The sequence below is a fragment of the Butyrivibrio sp. AE2015 genome, assembly GCF_000420825.1.
GTDB lineage: Bacteria > Bacillota > Clostridia > Lachnospirales > Lachnospiraceae > Butyrivibrio.
The window spans coordinates 39659-57939 of sequence record NZ_ATVR01000007.1 but is presented as its reverse complement, the minus strand read 5'-3'; the positions used below and the strand labels follow the sequence as shown (position 1 = coordinate 57939).

The window sequence follows — 18281 nt, the reverse complement described above, 5'->3', positions numbered from 1 at the left end:
TTAAAGTGTCACGCCTCTCTTCCAAATTGCCATATCATGGAAGCCTGCTTCTTCACTCTTAAGCTTCTCTCCTGATGCTGTCCTTAATATCTTTTCAAAGAGCTCATCTGTAAGCTCTTCAAAACTGCGACCTTCAAGGATCTGTCCGGCTCTAAAATCTATCCAATTACTCTTTTTATCTGCAATAGTATTGTTACTTGCTATCTTCATAGTAGGAACAGGGCATGCAAATGGTGTTCCTCTTCCTGTTGTAAAAAGAACTATCTGTGCGCCTGATGATGCAAGTGCAGTTGCCGCGCAAAGGTCATTACCGGGTGCACAAAGAAGATTAAGTCCTGTAACGTCAGTTCTTTCTCCATACTCAAGGACGTTCATAACAGGGAAATCACCTGACTTCTGGGTACAACCAAGAGACTTATCTTCAAGAGTTGTGATTCCGCCTGCCTTGTTTCCAGGAGATGGATTCTCATAAATAGGCTCGCCCTGCTTTGTGAAGTAATCCTTAAAGCCATTGATCATATTAACTGTGTCATTGAATTTCTCTTCTGAAACACATCTATTCATAAGAATAGTCTCTGCACCGAACATTTCAGGAACTTCAGTAAGGATTGATGTTCCTCCGCACTCAATTATCCTGTCTGATATTCTTCCAACCAAAGGATTGGCTGTAATGCCTGAGAAGCCATCACTTCCGCCGCACTTAAGGCCTATGATGAGTTTAGAAGCATCAACTTCCTCTCTTATATCGGAACTTGCTTCTTCGATTATCTCTTTTAACAGGTTAAGTCCATCCTGCATCTCATCATCAGATTCCTGACATACAAGGAACTTAACCCTCTTGTCATCAACTTCACCAATATATGGTTTAAGCACATCAATGTTGCTGTTCTCGCATCCAAGACCCAGAACAAGCACGCCACCGGCATTTGGATGATTTATAAGATCAGAAAGGATTGTTCTTGTGTGCTCCTGATCATCACCTGTCTGTGAGCAGCCATAGTTATGTGTAAATGCCACAACTTCATCAACGCTGCCCTTCACATAAGCATTAGCCTTCTCAGCAAGCTTGGTTGCAATATTGTTTACACATCCAACAGTCGGTATGATCCAAACCTCATTTCTGATACCAACTTTACCGTTTGCTCTGACAAAGCCTTTAAATGAAGCCTTCTTTGAACCAACCATTGATTTTCTTTTTTCAAGATAATCCTTATCTGGTTCATATTTGTACTCGAGTATACCCTCAAGATTTGTCTTTACATCATGTGTATGAACCCACATTCCCTTTGTTATATCTTCTGTGGAATGACCTATTGCGTATCCATACTTAATAATATTTTCTCCATTCCTGATATCTTTGATCGCAACCTTGTGTCCAGCCGGAACATCCTGTGCAATTTCTATGCTCTCATTATCTGAAAGTTTCAGTGTCTGCCCCTTAGCCATAGGTTCAAGACAAACAACTACATTATCCTGTGGATGAATTTTTAAAAAGTTACTCATAACCCTACCCTTTCCCTGCATTCATGCAGATGTAAGCTCTTTCATTTCTGCTTACATAAATCATATCCGCAATAAACAATTTGGTCAACCGCTTTTTGACTTTTTCAACTATAAAAGAAATCAAAATTTATGCCTTTTTATCTATTGTATTTGAAAAAGCCCTCTAGTATAATATTTTTTGATTATGTAAATGCTTACATGTTTTTTTCAAAAAAATAATTATTATATAAGGAGGGTTATGAAATGAAGAAATTCATGGATGAGGATTTCCTTTTACAGTCTGAACCAGCTAAAAAGCTTTATCATGACTATGCTGAAAACATGCCTATACTTGATTATCATTGTCACATCAGTCCAAAGGAGATCGCTGAGGATCGTCACTTTGAGACAATCACACAGGTTTGGCTTGGAGGAGATCATTATAAATGGCGTCTTATGCGTGCATTTGGCGTAGATGAAAAATATATGACAGGCGATGCTCCAGATAAGGAAAAGTTCCTTATGTTTGCAAAGTGCCTTGGTAAAGCCGTAGGCAACCCACTCTATCACTGGGCACACCTTGAACTTAAAAAATATTTCGGTTATGACGGTGTTCTTAATGAAAAGACAGCTGAGGAAGTGTATGATCTTTGCAACAAGGTTCTTCAGTCTCCTGATATGAGCGTTAGAAAGCTCATTAAAATGTCTAACGTTACTTTGATCTGCACAACAGATGACCCTATTGATACTCTCGAATGGCACGATAAGATCAAAGAAGACTCTACTTTCGATGTTAAGGTTCTTCCAGCATGGAGACCTGACAAGGCTAAGAATATCACAAAGCCTGAATTCACAGATTACATTGCTAAGCTTTCAGAAGTAAGCGGTGTTAAGGTTGATTCTTTCAAGTCCCTTAAGGAAGCTCTCAGAGTAAGACTTGATTACTTTGCTTCAAAGGGATGTAACGTAACAGACCACGCTCTTGAATATGTTATGTACAGACCTGCTTCAGATGAAGAAATCGAGGAGATCTTTGCAAAGAGACTTCGCGGTGAAGAGATTTCATATGAAGAAGATCTTAAGTTCGAAACAGCGTTCATGCTCTTTGAAGGCGAAGAAATCGCAAAGAGAGATTGGGTAATGCAGCTTCACTTCGGTTGCAAACGTGATAACAACACTCCTATGTATGAAAAGCTTGGTCCTGATACAGGTTTTGATACTATCGGTGCATATTATCCAATGGGCGAGCTTGCTGATTTTCTCAACGCTCTTCATGTAAAGAACTCTCTTCCAAAGACTATTCTTTACAGCCTTAATCCAAGCGATAACAAGATCATCAACACTACTCTCAATGCATTCAACGAAGGACCTGTTGTTGCCAAGATCCAGCAGGGAAGCGCTTGGTGGTTCAACGATACAAAGCTCGGTATGGAACAGCAGCTTGAATCAGTTGCAGAATCCGGCAACCTTTCAGGTTTTGTAGGAATGCTTACAGATTCAAGAAGCTTTACATCTTACACAAGACATGATTACTTCCGCAGAATCCTTTGCAATTACCTTGGAAGCCTTGTTGAGAATGGCGAGTATCCTGAATCAGATCTTGATATTCTCGGAGAGATTGCTGCAGATATCTCCTACAATAACGCTGTAAGATACTTCAAATTTCCTTTAGAAACGAGATAATTCTATGAGCAACCAGATGACTATTTATGACATATCCAAAAAGGCCGGCGTTTCTATTGCTACCGTTTCAAGGGTTTTAAACGGTAGCACCAACGTTAAGCCAAAGACACGCAAAAAAGTCATGGATATAATTGAACAATACGGCTATAAACCAAATGCTTTCGCCAGAGGTCTCGGCCTTAATTCAATGAAAACAATCGGCATTTTATGCGCTGACGCTTCTGACCTTTACCTGGCAAAGGCTTTATACTATATTGAGCAAAACCTGAGAGAAAATGGTTATAATTCTGTTCTTTGCTGTACCGGATATGAGATGGATTCCAGAAAAGAATCCCTTAATCTTCTACTCTCACAGCATGTAGACAGTGTCGTAATGGTCGGTTCAAACTTTATCATGAATAATCCCGAAGACAACATGTATGTCAACGATGCTGCCGCTTCTGTCCCCATAATGCTTCTTAATGCTGATTACGACTGCAATAATGTGTATTGCACATTATGTGATGATTATAAAGCAACACAGGATGCCACAGAGAAGATGCTCAATGCAGGCCTCAGGAACATCCTTTACCTTTACAACAGCAATTCATATTCAGGATTAAAAAAGCTTGCCGGATATCAGAGCGCTCTGTTGTCTCATGATATAGCAGTAAAAAAAGAGCTACTTCAGTGTTTCAAGGGATCAAATGAAGATATAGACGGAGTTAAGAACTTTATTGAAAAGCTCTATTTAAAGGGTGTGAAATTCGATGGAATTATAGCAAGTGATGACTTTTTAGCTGTTGGTGCAATGAATTTTGCAAGAGCAAATAAGATCAAGGTTCCAGCAGAGCTTCAGATCATTGGATATAACAATTCCATCCTTACTCATTGCTCAGAACCTCCTATCTCTTCTATCGATAATCGTCTTGAAGATATGTGCATACAGCTTGTTAAGACCCTTATTGGAACCCTTTCTCAAAATGAAATGCCTCAGAAAACTATTTTCTCCGGTGAACTTATTGAGCGAGGATCCACAAAACTATAAAAAAATAACCTCAGCATAATTCTATGCTGAGGTTATTTTTTATTTTCGAGTGCTATCAAGCAGCTTTTTCTGCTTTATTACCCTTAAAGAATGTTTTCATAATAGCCCCAAATACATTTCTCACAAGTGGGCCTGCAAAGAAAATCTGCCAGCAAAGTGCCATTGGGAAATTAAAAGCTGTTGTCTGAAGCCATACGCTAATAAATTCACTGCCTGCATTCTTGAAAAGAATTGTTGCTGCAAGGCTCATAAGTGGGCACATAAGGCATACAGACATTGATGAAATAGCAAGTATGATCATGATCATTGGATCCTCACCAGGAGTTACAAATCTAAAAGCAAGAATCTGAGCAAGCTTTCCAACAAATAAAAGCTCAAGTATTACAGCTATAGGCCACATGATAATAATCTCACTAAATGCCGCAAGGAATACAAAGTTTTGAAGTCCGCCTACACTCATTGAAATGTTGTAAACGATCATGGCATATACCATAACGAATGCCATTAAGGCAGTAAAAAACACATCCTGTAATTTGCTCTGTGGTAACATAGAATAAGTTCCTCTCTTTCTTAAACGGGAAGACCTCTGTGTTGTTCGTTATCACCCGGCAAAGGATGTGCGTTTCCAATAATACCTTGAAATCTTCAAATCTTTTTTTCAGCGATTTTCGATTATAACAGATTTCAAGGTATCATGTAAGTGTTTTTTTAAATATTTGAAATAATTCCACCGCCAAGAACATAATCTCCATCATATAAAACAGCAGATTGTCCCGGAGTTATAGCTCTTTGAGGTTCATCAAAAGTAAATATGGCACTGCCATCATTATTTATGCAGCAAATTCCTGGCTGTTCCTTGTGTCTGTACCTGATCTTGGCACTGCATCTAAACTCATTTTCAGGAGCCTCACCTGTTATCCAATGAAAATCTCTTATGTGAACTTCTCTCTTAAACAGATCCTCATTGTCACCGAGAACAACCTGATTATTCTGAACATCAAGTTTTGTTACATATAATCTCTTTTTATCAGGGATTCCAAGGCCGCGTCTCTGCCCTATCGTATATCCTATAATTCCTTTGTGCTGCCCCAAGACATTTCCGTTTACATCAACAAAATTGCCCTTTGGATACTCTTTTCCTCTATAGCGCTTTATCATAGCTTCATAGTCACCGTCAGGCACAAAACATATATCCTGGCTTTCACTCTTATGAGATGTAACAAACTCTTTTCCCTCAGCAATTCCTCTCGCCTCAGTCTTGGTGTACTCACCAAGGGGGAAAAATGTATGTGAAAGCTGCTCTTCAGTAAGATCATAGAGCACATAGCTCTGATCTTTATTTAAATCCTTGGCCTTAAGCAGATAAAAATGACCATCTTTCTCTTCTATCCTTGCGTAATGACCAGTGACAATGTAGTCAAAGCCCATTTCTCTTCCCTTTTGGTAAAGGATATCGAATTTCAGATACTTGTTGCATCTGATACAGGGATTAGGTGTCTCTCCTCTCTCATAGCTGCATACAAAGGGTTCTATAACATTCTCTCTGAACTCAGCTTCATAATGATAAATCTGGTAATCAATCCCCAGTCTGTCACACACTGCTCTTGCATCCTGAGTATCCGCCAGACTGCAGCAAGTATCAAAAAGGTCTTTTCCTACCATATCATTCTCATACAGGCGCATAGTACAGCCCATACAGTCATATCCCTTATCTACCATAAGCGCAGCCGCTACACTTGAATCAACTCCGCCGCTCATAGCTATTAATGCTTTTTTACTTAAATTACTGCTTGTCATAAATTCTTTTCCTATCCAAAAACTCGAAATCTTACTTATATTATAAAGAAATAGCCCTTATACAACAATGTACAAGGGCTACAATACAACATTTTTATCAAAAAGACAATTCAAATTTAAAGCTCAGATGTGCAGTGAGGGCATCTGCTTGCCTCGATATTGATCTCACTCTTACAGCGAGGGCAGATCTTAGTTGTAGGAGCAGCTTCCTCCTCTTCCTTTTTGATCTTATTACTTACAGAGTTCATAAACTTAACAAGAAGGAAAATAACAAAAGCCATCAATACAAAATTGATAACTACAGTAATGAATGTTCCATAGTTAAGAGTTGCAGCACCAGCCTCCTTTGCAGCTTCAAGTGTTGCATAGCTTGTTCCATCAAGACTTACAAACATGTTGTTGAAGTCTATTCCACCTGTCAAAAGGCTTATTACCGGCATGATAATATCATCTACAAGTGATGTTATGATCTTCTGGAAAGCGCCGCCTATGATAACACCGACAGCCATATCCATTACATTACCACGCATTATAAACTCACGAAATTCCCCTGCAAGGCTCTTCCCCTTGCCTGCAACTTTTTTAATATCCTCTGTCATTTTGTTTTCTCCCATACAATACTAAAAATTTTAGTTACCTAATTGAAATTATAGCACTAAAAATTTGCCTTGCCCACTTGAAATTGTGCGCCAATAAAAGTAAAATATAATAGTTGTGTGACACACAATGCAGGATTAGTACATCGGTAGTATATTAGCTTCCCAAGCTAAGGAGGCGGGTTCGATTCCCGTATCCTGCTTATATCAAACGATGCAATAAAAAGGGCAAGTAAATTTTCATGTTTACATGAATATATTTATTTGCCCTTTTTATTATACCGCGCGAACGCGCGGATGAGGATTGCGAAGCAATCCTCATATGCATCGCTTGATTTAAGCTACTACACCTTCGCAATCCTCATATGCATCGTTTGATCATGAATTTTCATTTACATATATTGAAAGTCTGCTCTGTATGATATTTGCCACCTCATCAGCACTCTTCTGTCCGCTAAAGAAAGCAGAAGCTTCTTCCATAATGATGTTGTTAACGCTCTCATTATAAGTAATTGGTTCATGCAAACTGTTGATAAAGTCCTCTATAAACTTAACATCTTCCTGAGTTAGCGGAGGAAGCTTGATCTCCTGATCACCAATCCAATAGTATTCTGCCTCTTCTTCCTTTGTCCCATCATCATTTGTATAATATTTTACTTCTGTTGCTTCTTTTGCTTTTTTATCAAAGCTGGACTTTCTTACAGGGAAATCAAAGTCCAGGCTATCCTGATATTCCTCAAGGTAAAATGTTCTAAGGAACTGCCATATTCCTTCTGCATTCTTTGTTCTGGCACTTACTGCAATTGTCGTATTTGGGGCAATTGTAGAATAGTTCTCACCTTTTTCATTAGGGAATCCAACAAATGAAATATCCTCACCAAACTGTCCATATTTCAATCTCTTATACTGATCAAATCCATAAATACCTGTCAAACTCAAAATTGCTTCATTTGACCTGTAAATATCGTCAAGATTTCTCTCCCAAAGTGACTCATTGTATTGCTCCGGGAAATTCTTGGTGAATTCCAAAAGCTTTATGAAGTTCTCATCTGTGAAATTGCATTTCTTATTTTCCCAATCAATAAACTTATTTCCTGAAAAAGCAATTCCGTAGTTCATCATTTCCTGACGGTTCTGCGGTCCACAGACAAGATCATAGCTGATTCCCATGTCGGCTATCATTTTTTCTATATCATCAACAGATAGTACATTTTTGCCCTGAGTAAGCGAAGTCTTCATAGCTACAGTTGCAATGCTGAACCCAGGGACCATAAGATACATCTTATCTCCCGTCTTAAATGCATCCATAACAGAATCAATAAATTCAGTATTTGAAAGATCCGGGTCATTTTTTACAAAACTATTAAGATCAAGGAAAAGTCCCTTATTGATGAAGCTATCAACTGGTGAATCATTGTCAAATGTCATAATGTCCGGAATATTACCTGAAACAATGTCGAGATTAAATCTATTAGTCCCCTCGTTCCAGTTATCTTCTGTGTTATATACAGAATAGTCTACAAGCTTTATCTTATAATCCTGGTTTTCCTGATTAAACTTAACAGCAGCCTGCCTTACAGTATAATCAATGAATGATCCCCCAAGAGTGATCACCTGCTTATCTTTTACCTGATCAGTAGGAACTTTAACAAGTCTTTCAAGAGAATAATTATACTCAAAATCAGGAAGTACAGCTAAAAACTCTGTGTCGCTGATAGCTGCTGCTGCGCTGATCGAATAGGTTGCTGAAAGATCGGAATCAACATAGTCAAGCAATTTGGTAATCTTATCTGCCTTAAAGTCATAACCATAAATTGCTGATTCTGTACTGATATACAGATCATATCCATTACCTTCAAATACTGTCATGCTATTGTAACGCTCAAGAGCTGCTGATTTTTGTCCTATTTCTCCTTTTTCTACATCGATAGGTGCAATTAAATAGCCATCATTTCCATACCCTGCAAGGAAAATATTTCCATTAAAGCCCTGATAGAGCTCAAGATATGAGTCTTTGTATTCAGTTGACTTACTTGTATCATAAACAAGAGTAAAGCCGTTATTTTCATCAAATTTCTCAATACCACGGCCATCATTTAGCAAAAGACCATACTTTTCTGAATAAACCATTCCATATATCTGGAGATAATCGCCTTCAGCAAGGTCTTTATTGATGTCATATTTATAGAGCATATTTCCCTGGGCATCATATTTCACAAGGTATCTTTCTTCCTGAGAAGAATCATACATTTCTGCAGAAGAATCATATGAAACCTGCATTTTGTCTAAATCATCGTCTGAAGATGAATCTGCAGATGATCCATCAATTGAAGCTTCCTGTGATAAAACACCCTCCGCAGAAACATTCTCACTCGATGCTTCGCTACTTGTATTCTCTGTAGATACTTCAGTTTCAAGGGAGGACTCCTTAGATGCTTCATTAGAGCTCTCCTCTTCATCCATTATATGCATCTCGCCATCATCTTCCCAATGATAGATCTCTAAAAGCGCATAAATATTTCCGTCCTTATCAAAACTAAAACGGCTATAGCTCTCTCCGTTACTGTTAGGAAGATAAACTGTATTTAAACCTGAACCATCGTAGTTAAAAGAATTAACCGCAACGCCTTTTCCATCTGCTCCGTAATAATCAACAGCATAAACCTTGTCTCCTGCAATTTTTACTGTTGAAATATTGTTGCCGTCAATATCAACGCCCATATCTTCAATCTTAAAAACATAATCTTTGGAACCGGATGCTGCCTCATTTAAAAGACTATCATCTGAACCACTTTTCTCTTTTCCGCAGCCGGCGAGCATTCCAATAGCCATAACCATTGATAATGCTATCGCTCCGGTCTTTTTAAATAAAACTTTTCTTTTCATAACATCTCTCCTCTCATAACTTCTTTTGAGCTCGTCTTACCTCATAATCATATTTCTTTTCCATTAGATCATTAAATATTCCTCTTACAGTCCATTTCTTATTTCTGTAAGATCTGATGATAAACAGAACAATAATAACAACTACAATAGTTCTGCATATAAGTCTGATCAAAAGAAGCGTTGCCAAAATATCCTCATAACCTCTGGCCAGATTTTCCCAATAAGGGAAAAAAATAGCCTTGTTCCACATACTCCTTGTCCCATAGGACATTATCACATTAAGGAGGGCAAAAAACGAAAATCTCTCAGTGTTATCAATGACTGAAATATATGCATCATCCAAAGCTGCACTTTCCTTTACAATCTGAGCAACTATTCCATCAACAGGTCCGGGCATTACCACTTCGTAGCAATTTATACCACCTTTACTAGCCGTAGTACCATCCTCTGCAATCTCTGCACTTTCTGTACGCCCGCTTAGTATTGTTCCATACTTACACAGGCTGTCATATGAAATATAGGCTATACTGGCATTTTGGCCTGAAGCCTTTCGCATTTTGCCTTCTTCTCTTTTTACAACACCTGAAACATAATGGGGCACCTGGCCGATCATTACCATCTGTCCAACGACATCATTGGAACCAAAAAGCTGCCAGGCAAGATCCTCATCTATAACAATACCGTCCTTCATAAGAGCGTCCGGTGCATAATAGCTTCCTGATATCAGTTCTAAGGGGTGGAAAAGAAAGAAATCTCCTTCCGTTCCTATTGCCGTCACCTTATCTGCAGTTTTATTTTCAAAAGTGATCGATATGATCCCCTGGGCGCTGTAACAGCTTGCATAAAGCCTTGAATCATCAACTTCCTGCTCTAATGCAGGATCTGCATTAGTCTCATCAAGTGTCTGTGTATCAATAATCACCGGACCTTTGCTATCTGATCCTTCATCGTCATCATCTTCGATAATGCCCACATCATTCATTTTTGCCTGAAGTATATACTCAAGCTTTCTGATGTAATCCGAATCTATAAGCTGGTCTTCTGTAAAAAAGGCACTGACCTGAGTCATTTTTCTCCCATCAGACCACCTCTGGCCTTCTGCCTGTTCAGGAAGTCTGCTGATAAGAGCACTGCTGTATACTCCCAAAAGAAGGTCAACTACAACAAGAATGATCACAAGGATAAAGACTTTATTCTTAAAAAGCTGTATTAAACTATTCTGTATCTCTTTAATCTTTGTCTTCATTACTCGTTAGAAAGCCTTACCTGTTCTCCTGCTTTTACAGGTTTATTGGAAGTTGTGATGACATATTCATAATCATCAATCGCAGCTGTGATAGCTGAATTCTTGTCATCAGATGCAACAACTGTCACATCAGCTCTTGTGGCTGTATATCTGTTTCCAAGTGGTGATGATTTGCTCTTAACAATAAGCACAAACTTGCCGTTAGTATCTGTTTTGATAGCGCTGTTTGGTACTATCATATCGTATTCCTGACTTCTTTCACCGATTGCCAGGGAAATGCTCTGACCTGGTGTAACTTCTGTACTCTCGATCTTAAAGGTAAGAAGCTTTTTACCTGCCGGATCCTGCTTGTCATTTTTAATAGATGTGAGTGTAGCCTTGAAGTTTGAGCTAAACTGCCATGCATTCTGTGGCTGAGCAGCATCTCCAACCTTAAGCTTTTGCGCCTGAGAGTTGCTTACAGAAAAGCTTGTTGTCATATCTTTTCCGTCAACCTGAATAACTGCGATTGTCTCATCTGCAGAAGTTGACTCACCTGCCACTTTATTAACAGAAGATACTGTTCCTGCAACAGGTGACTTTACGGATGCGCCAACAGATTCAGCCTCAAGCTTTGCAATCTTTTCTTTTTGCTCGGTTATCTTGTCTCTCTTCTGGCAAAGAGATATTTCAATATTGATGCTCTTTAGCTGATCTTCCTTAACTCTTTCTGCCTCTTTTAAAGCTGCTGCAGTCTGAGCTTTTTTCTCAGTTGCCTGAGAAATTTTTTGTGAATAGCTGTAACCCTGCTGAGAGCTATAGGTTGAAAGCTGTGACTTGTCTCTTGTAAGCTCTGCCATGAAGTTTTCAAGTTCATCAACCCTGTCGGTATCTCCATTATTTGCAGCCTTAGTCATATCTGAAGTAGCCTGAGCGATAAGGTATTCCGGTGTTGCTGTATTGTAATCAATCCCCGCCTTTTCATAATCCATCAGGTTACTTATGTAATCGAGCTCTGCCTGTGCCGCATTGTCAGCGGAAAGGGCTGCGTTATAAGTATCAAGCACTGCCCCTACCTGAGCCTGATATGAATCATAAGAGGCTGTCTTTCCATTTCTGACATTTGAGATCACTGCACTTGATACATCACCTGAAAACATCATCTGTTCATAATCAAGCTCCAAGGTGTCAAGTGTCTCTTTTGCCTTAACCAGTTCATCCGACTCTTTATCTTCCAGGTAGTAGATGATATCTCCGATTTCTACATGAGCACCCTCTTTAACAGCTACGCCTGAAATTTTTCTTGTTTCTTTTACCGTGATATTATATGGGTCCTCCGCAGTAACTGTTCCGGTTCCCCTTATCTGCGGACTAATTGATCCGCTCTCTATCTGAACTGTCGCTACCTGAGGCAGAGTATAGTTCATAATGGTGTTTGAAAAGAATGTAAGAACAAGCATTACCGACAAAAAGGCGATTGCAACGTTCTTTACCATATCTTTTCTGTTTGTTTCCTTTTTTGGCTGAATTAAATCTTTTCTCTCGTCAAAGTTCTCTGACATAACAAAACTCCCCTTGTAACTAAAATAATTGCAAAACTCTTATCCCTTTATTCCTCCCTGGTAAGATATACCCTCTACCAGATAATCCTCGCCATATAAAAATATAAGAAGCGGCGGCACGAGATAAATTACCGCAACTGCAAAAGCAAGACTGATTTCACCTGTATTTATCTTAGAAAGAAATACAGAAAGCGGATGAAGATCCGGATCACCCAAAAGAATAAGAGGCTGTTCAACCATATTCCAATAATCAAAAAATACAAGTATAGCAATTGAAGCAATTCCTCCTTTACATAATGGCATGTTGATCCTTGAGAAAATGTACCACTCACCTGCCCCATCTATTGAGGCAGCCTCCAATACTTCCGTGGGAATCCTACGCATAAATTTGGTCAAAAGATATACCGCAAATGGTGAAAAGAATCCCGGAAGCCATATAGACCACCTTGTCCCATATATTCCTATGGCCTTTGAAACCAGAAAATTTGGAACAAGCGTAACCTGATAAGGCATAAGCATCATTATTATATAGGCAAAAAAGATAGCTCTTTTAACTCTGCTGTCATATCTCGAAAATCCATATGCTGCCAAAGTCGCAATTCCAAGCTGAATACCTACTATCGGAACGACATATATGATGGAGTTCCAAAACTTCAAAAGATACTGCGGACTCTTAAATAAAACCGTAAAGTACTGGGCAAATGTGACCATATCCGGAATGAATTTCAGATTAACAGTCTTGGAAATAAATATTTTTCCGCCCTTTTGAGTCGTTGCAAAGATCGAACCGTAGTTGGCATTTATCTCTGACGATGACATAAATGAATTAGTGATTGTCAGTATGATAGGCATAAGGAAAATAATCGCAAATGCAAAAGCTGCAATCGTTACCAGCGCGGTCTTAAAATTATCTATACGCCTCTTTTTCCTATACATTTTTTGTAACATGTTCATGCTGTCTTACCCTTCTACATCCTTTCCGTAGTAGTTCTCAACAGCATACATGATGTATACAAGACCCGTTACTACTATAAACATTATTATCGCTGCAGCAGATAGCTTTTGGTAATCCAGAGAAGCAAATGTATTGTTCATAAAATGTTGCAGCATATATAGCGAATCCACCGGATAATCGCCCGTCATAAGATATATCTCTCTGAAAACCTTAAAAGAGTTTATGAGGGACATTATTGTCACAAACAGTATCGATGATGACATATATCTCACTTTTATAAGCCAGAACACCTGGAATTTGGATGCATTCTCTAGAGATGCCACTTCTAAAAGCTCTTTGGGAATACTCGCAAGGGCCGACATAAACAGGATCATGTTATAGCCAAGATTTTTCCATAGGAAAAGAGCTATGATAACAACCTGTGCCTTATCTGATTTAAGCCAGTCAACCTTGTCTGCACCAAAAACAGCAGTGAAATTATTTATAAGGCCGTTATAGTGAAACATTACCTGCCATATAAGAACAACAGATGCTGTCGGAACCATTAAAGGACTTAAAAAGAATGACCTGAAATAGCTTTTAAAGGGTATCCTGGCTTCCATTACTGCAGCTAAAAAGAGAGATAATAAAACCGCAAGGGGAACTGCCACAAGCGAAAACTTGAAGGTATTTATCCCCGCCAGCTTAAAGGCACCATTGTTCCAGACGTTTATATAATTAGCAAAACCTACAAAATTCTTTTGAATGGGATTATTTATCAAAGAATAATAGATAACAACTCCAAAGGGAGCCACAAAAAACAGCATAACTCCCAATAATGACGGAGCAAGAAAGAGCCATGATACAAGGCTCTTTCGCTCATTTGAAGAAAGCTCCCCTTTGAATAATCTTTGTAATTTTCTCCTCACCCTAACACAAAACTTAAACACAACTTTACTCAGTATCCTTAACTACAAACTCAGGAACTTTCCCCTTTAAAAATGAATAATATACTCCATTACTCCCATAATAATCGCTGTCATCAGTCTTTCTCATTATTACAACACTGAATTTATTGTCTTTCTGACTATAATCATACCAATTTCCATTATAATCTGAAGTAATGATATCTTGAAGTATTTCTGACACTTCTTCGCTATTTTTTACAGGATCGTATGTAGCACTTGTTGTCATCACTTCCTCATCACGCAGGAGCTTGCCGGAATCAATATCATCAATGTTATAACCCGGATAATAATTATCAACTCTTATGCTGCTTATCATCTCAGGTGTAAGCTTGGGCTCAACATAGATGTTATGGTCTTTGAGAAGTTTCAGCAGATTTGTACTGTTCTCATAAACAGGAACAGAAACGTTTACATAATGAGTCCCATTACTGGAAAATTCCAAACTACCAATTGGCTGATTATATTTCAGGTATGAATAATTGGCACTCTCTAAAATATCTTTCCTGTAAGCATCACTGATTTCAGAATAGGTAATGGTATCGTCATTTTTCCTTCCACCGGCAGAAACGTAAGAAACACTATTGTTACCCACGTTGGAACCTGTCATTTCTCTAATAGCCTCATCATCAAAGCAGATGTAATGGCCTTTTTTATACTCTTCACTTGAAATAATACTGTCCATAAGTGCTTCATCGGTATCATATGGCACAAAAATGCTTCTGTATATTTTTCTGCCATCTTTCATCCTATAGAGTATTGAGAGATCATAACCCTTGGAATAATAAGAGTCCGTATCATAGTTTTTTCTTCCATCCATTCCGATAGATGCCAGTTTGATAAAAGAGTCAACATCTGTTATGTGCATGTGCTTTTCACAGTACCCATCTCCAAACACGCCTCGGCCGATCCACACATTGAAGTTATAGTCATCTTCAAGGATTGCACAGCTCTCAACCTTTTCAGGTGCAGGGACATAGGAATCATAGCCAATAAGATCTCCTCTTAGTATCACAAACATCAAAAGAACCATGCAGACCGCAATGATTGTTGAAGGCTTGCCCTTAGTAAATCTCCTGATATTGGCATCAAGGATGACCTCAATAAAGCACCCGGTTAAAGCTGTGGCAAGCAGCATGATAACGCACATCATGATGTAGAGTTTATCATTCCATACATAGTCGTTCATCATGTAGACCAGTATTCCTGCAGCAGTTCCAACCATAATGCTGACCAGTACTTTAATACACCATCTAAACGGTCTGAAAACAAAACTTTTTCCCGCCATCTCAGCTTTTCTTTTCTTGCTGAAAATGATCACAAAGATAAAAGCAATAACTCCGACAATAAGCGTATCTATATCAAGTCTCAAATTGCCTTTTGCAGAATCAAAAACTGCTTTCGCAGAAAATACATCATCATAATTAAAAGTTGTTTTATACCAAGCATATAATCTGTCATATAAGGGAGACAAAATAGCGCCAAAACCTTCCGAATAAGAAAAAGTTTTAAAGAATATCTCTTTTAGCCCTCTTATTTCAGCAGCTATTGCTACAGAAACAATTGCAAAAAAGCCTGTCAGAAGAAATGCTGAAAGCATTGTTCCACTGAGCATAATCGCAAGTACAGTCACATTATATACTGTAAGAAATAATACTACAGATCTCAAAAACTCAATCAGTACCGAGAACAAAACTGCATTATTTACCGCTCCCATACCTATGGCGATCAAAAAAGCTATAAGCTCAACTAAGCCAAAGATAATAAGGAATGTAACAAAAGCATTAACGTAGTTCTTCCTTAGCCTCTGAAATCTCGTCGTTGGCTGGCTAAGATAGAAATCCATCTGGCTTTGGTTAAATACATAGGAAAAACCCTGAAATGCAAACGCAATCGCAACCAATGTCACAAGTCCAAAGGCAATGCTGTTTATTCCCATTACCATAGAAACTGCTTTGCATTTTTCAGCCTTAAGAACTACATCTGACTGTCCGTACATAGCAGCATAATTGATGCACCTTGAAACAAGCAGGATCACACCAAAAATAAAATAGCCTGCCACAAAAGGAAGAGCTACAAGAGCTGTCCAAAGAGTTCTTGTAATATATTTTTTCTGATTCTTAATTTTTTCACTGAAGGATAAATTTCCTGATGTCATACCCAACTACCTCCGTCTCACTGATAAATATCTCCTCTAATGATAGCGCGAGCACCTCAAAGAAAACTGGATTGCCACGTTTGAATGCCGCTTCAATCTCTTCTCTTTCGCCTCTCATAGTAATTGTATGAAGACGCCCCCTCTTTTCATGTAAAAGAATATCTAATCCTTCAAGAGCATTTTTCTCATCCTCATCAGAACTAAAGACACACTGGACTTTTTGCATGTTAAGCTTCATATCGCTGATATCTTCTGAGAGTATCACTCCGCCCTTATGGAGAAGTCCTACGTGATCGCAGATATCCTCAAGCTCCCTTAAGTTATGAGATGCAATCACCGGTGTAAGCCCCCTGTCTTCCATCTCTGCCGCAAACAAACTCTTAACTCCCTGTCTTACAACCGGGTCAAGGCCATCAAAGGTCTCATCGCAGAGAAGGTACTTGGTTCCGGCACATATACCAAGCAGGATTGAGATCTGTTTTTTCATTCCCTTTGAAAAAGTACTGATCTTACGCTTTGTATCAAGTCCAAAACCATTACACATCTTATAAAATCTAAGTTTGTCAAACTTCTCATATATTCCCTCATAGTACTCTGCCATATCCTCAGGACTACTGTTAGGTAAAAAATACTGATCATCAGAAATGTAAAAGATATCTTTTTTTACATCTGGATTGTCATACACCGGCCTGTTATCTACACATACAATACCAAGATCCGGCTGTATAACTCCTGCGATTATTCTAAGAATAGTACTCTTTCCTGCCCCATTTGTTCCTACAAGTCCGAATACTTCGCCGTCCATAATGCTCAGTGAAACACGATTGACAGCTTTGATGTCGTCATAGGATTTATCCAGGTCCAGTAACTCAATCATGTTAATTCTCCTCCGCTTTGCATATTCTCCCCAAGCCTTAGCTTTATTTCCTCTACAAGTTCCTCTAGTGGTATTCCAATTTCTTTTGCCTCTACAAATAGGTCAACAACGGCTTTTATCAGTTCTTCCTTTTTATTATCTTTAAGTAAGCCGGTGCTGTCTTTTACAAAATTGCCTCTTCCCTTGACAGTATAGATAAATCCCTGCCTTTCAAGTTCAGCATATGCCTTTTGTACAGTATTAGGATTTGTAGAAAGCTCCATAGACAGACTTCTGACAGATGGCATCTGATCATCCGGTTGCAAAATACCTTTAAAGATCTGCATCTTGAAATTCTCAACTATCTGCTCATAGATTGGTCTGCTATCTTGATAATCAATAAGCTTCATTTTCTTCACCCATTGTTTAACAATATAGATTTAGTTACAAAAAAATAAGTGTACTATGTTTACTAGTACACTTGTATTCTATAACTATATATTTGTAATTGCAACACTTATTTACATGCCATTTTTTCCTTTTGGGAATGCGTAAGGCGCTTTAAATGCCACTCTCTGCTCATGGCTTCTTCCTTGGTTTTGAAGGTTTCATAATACACCAAAACAACAGGTAAGCGGGCTCTGGTATACTTAGCCCCCTTACCTGAATTATGAGTCTTTATTCTTTTTTCCAGGTCATTGGTGTACCCGCAATAAAACGAGCCATCTGCGCACCTGACCATATATGAGTAATATTCCATTTAACCCTTTTTGGTAGCAAGGAAGGTTACAGCATCCGGAGCATACCCTGCAAACTCCCATTCATCATATAGTTCAGCCATTTTCATGCCAGAGAAACCACACGCCTCCATCTTCAAAGCCAGCCAGGCATCATCAAACTCTTTTCTTCTAGCCCTGAACTCAGCAGAACTTGCGCCTGCGCCACCGTTTACATTTTCAAGAACGCTATCATTTATCATATTTCTTTTATCTGCCATTGTAGTTCCTCCTCATAATTATATCCTAATTAATTATACACTTATTTATACGAGTAAAAATATATTATGGCAAAAAAATACTGCCAAGGCATATTATTCATGCACCCTGGCAG

The 18281-nt window shown here is 38.6% G+C and carries 16 protein-coding genes and 1 tRNA gene; 3 read left to right on the top strand and 14 right to left on the bottom strand.

Annotated elements, in window-relative coordinates; translation table 11 throughout:
- Positions 1-1503 (bottom strand): UxaA family hydrolase, encoded by a 1503-nt coding sequence (locus tag G585_RS0105410; protein ID WP_026663803.1) that lies wholly within the window; start codon positions 1501-1503, stop codon positions 1-3.
- A 243-nt stretch (positions 1504-1746) separates the two neighbouring features.
- Between G585_RS0105410 and uxaC the strand changes: the two genes are divergently transcribed.
- The gene (gene uxaC / locus G585_RS0105405) at positions 1747-3165 is read left to right on the top strand and encodes a glucuronate isomerase (RefSeq protein ID WP_022773525.1); all 1419 of its coding nucleotides are present in this window, start codon (positions 1747-1749) and stop codon (positions 3163-3165) included.
- 4 nt (positions 3166-3169) lie between these two features.
- Entirely contained in the window at positions 3170-4192 is a 1023-nt protein-coding gene (locus G585_RS0105400) for a LacI family DNA-binding transcriptional regulator (RefSeq protein WP_022773524.1), read from the top strand.
- A gap of 55 nt (positions 4193-4247) precedes the next feature.
- On the opposite strand, the gene G585_RS17215 is transcribed toward G585_RS0105400, so the two are convergent.
- The 3 genes from G585_RS17215 to mscL all read right to left on the bottom strand — a co-directional run bounded on the left by G585_RS17215 (position 4248) and on the right by mscL (position 6588).
- Positions 4248-4742 carry a DUF2798 domain-containing protein gene (locus G585_RS17215; protein ID WP_022773523.1) on the bottom strand — a complete coding sequence of 165 codons (495 nt, stop codon included), beginning with the start codon at positions 4740-4742 and terminating at the stop codon, positions 4248-4250.
- 158 nt (positions 4743-4900) lie between these two features.
- Positions 4901-5989, bottom strand: coding sequence for a tRNA 2-thiouridine(34) synthase MnmA (mnmA, locus tag G585_RS0105390; RefSeq protein ID WP_022773521.1), 1089 nt, complete (start codon positions 5987-5989; stop codon positions 4901-4903).
- A gap of 116 nt (positions 5990-6105) precedes the next feature.
- Positions 6106-6588: a large conductance mechanosensitive channel protein MscL gene (gene mscL / locus G585_RS0105385; RefSeq protein WP_022773520.1), complete on the bottom strand. Its 483-nt coding sequence runs from the start codon at positions 6586-6588 to the stop codon at positions 6106-6108.
- Positions 6589-6717: 129 nt separating this feature from the next.
- Between mscL and G585_RS0105380 the strand changes: the two genes are divergently transcribed.
- Positions 6718-6788 (top strand) — tRNA-Gly (locus G585_RS0105380).
- A gap of 175 nt (positions 6789-6963) precedes the next feature.
- On the opposite strand, the gene G585_RS0105375 is transcribed toward G585_RS0105380, so the two are convergent.
- From G585_RS0105375 to G585_RS0105330, 10 genes are all read right to left on the bottom strand, one after another.
- The gene (locus G585_RS0105375) at positions 6964-9471 is read right to left on the bottom strand and encodes an ABC transporter substrate-binding protein (protein ID WP_022773519.1); all 2508 of its coding nucleotides are present in this window, start codon (positions 9469-9471) and stop codon (positions 6964-6966) included.
- A 13-nt stretch (positions 9472-9484) separates the two neighbouring features.
- A complete protein-coding gene (locus G585_RS0105370) occupies positions 9485-10717 on the bottom strand; it encodes an ABC transporter permease (protein WP_022773517.1) in 1233 nt (410 codons plus the stop codon).
- Entirely contained in the window at positions 10717-12258 is a 1542-nt protein-coding gene (locus tag G585_RS0105365; protein WP_022773516.1) for an HlyD family efflux transporter periplasmic adaptor subunit, read from the bottom strand. Before G585_RS0105365 ends, G585_RS0105370 begins: the two co-directional genes overlap by 1 nt.
- A 39-nt stretch (positions 12259-12297) precedes the next feature.
- Complete coding sequence (locus G585_RS0105360; RefSeq protein ID WP_022773515.1) at positions 12298-13212, bottom strand: carbohydrate ABC transporter permease; 915 nt, start codon at positions 13210-13212, stop codon at positions 12298-12300.
- Between the two features lie 6 nt (positions 13213-13218).
- Positions 13219-14121: a carbohydrate ABC transporter permease gene (locus tag G585_RS0105355; protein ID WP_051142962.1), complete on the bottom strand. Its 903-nt coding sequence runs from the start codon at positions 14119-14121 to the stop codon at positions 13219-13221.
- Between the two features lie 25 nt (positions 14122-14146).
- Entirely contained in the window at positions 14147-16315 is a 2169-nt protein-coding gene (locus tag G585_RS0105350; RefSeq protein WP_022773512.1) for a DUF6449 domain-containing protein, read from the bottom strand.
- A complete protein-coding gene (locus G585_RS0105345; RefSeq protein WP_022773511.1) occupies positions 16287-17192 on the bottom strand; it encodes an ABC transporter ATP-binding protein in 906 nt (301 codons plus the stop codon). The genes G585_RS0105350 and G585_RS0105345 overlap by 29 nt, the downstream gene beginning before the upstream one ends.
- Positions 17189-17581 carry a GntR family transcriptional regulator gene (locus tag G585_RS17210; protein ID WP_022773509.1) on the bottom strand — a complete coding sequence of 131 codons (393 nt, stop codon included), beginning with the start codon at positions 17579-17581 and terminating at the stop codon, positions 17189-17191. The genes G585_RS0105345 and G585_RS17210 overlap by 4 nt, the downstream gene beginning before the upstream one ends.
- A 107-nt stretch (positions 17582-17688) precedes the next feature.
- Positions 17689-17931 (bottom strand): GIY-YIG nuclease family protein, encoded by a 243-nt coding sequence (locus G585_RS0105335; RefSeq protein ID WP_022773508.1) that lies wholly within the window; start codon positions 17929-17931, stop codon positions 17689-17691.
- The gene (locus G585_RS0105330; protein WP_022773507.1) at positions 17932-18168 is read right to left on the bottom strand and encodes a hypothetical protein; all 237 of its coding nucleotides are present in this window, start codon (positions 18166-18168) and stop codon (positions 17932-17934) included.
- Positions 18169-18281: the final 113 nt, after the last annotated feature.